This is a genomic window from Pseudoalteromonas sp. CR1 (assembly GCF_019392235.1).
Classification (GTDB): Bacteria; Pseudomonadota; Gammaproteobacteria; order Enterobacterales; family Alteromonadaceae; genus Pseudoalteromonas.
Genome location: NZ_JAHXRM010000420.1, coordinates 1 through 254 on the forward strand (window position 1 = coordinate 1; position 254 = coordinate 254).

Sequence of the window (254 nt, forward strand, 5' to 3'; positions counted from 1 at the left end):
GGCCGATCACTTGGTCTCGGTTGTAGCCGGTCATCTCCAGGAAACCCTGGTTGACCTTGATGTAGCGCAAGTCACTCAGGCGGCAGATCACCGCGGGCGCCGGGTTGGCATTAAAGGTTTTCTCGAAGCGCTGCTCGGCGCTGGCCCACTCGGTGGCGTCGCTGAGGATCAGCACCAACAACTCCGGCTCGCCGTGGGCGTCGTTCAATACCAGGCTGCGCACGCGGTGCACCCAACTGCGCTCTTCGTCGGCC

1 protein-coding gene is annotated in these 254 nt (G+C 63.4%); it reads right to left on the reverse strand.

The genetic code is table 11. The features are described 5' to 3' along the window. The coding region (locus tag KZZ04_RS19975; protein ID WP_219424000.1) for a PAS domain-containing protein at nt 1–254 on the reverse strand (254 nt) is incomplete at both ends.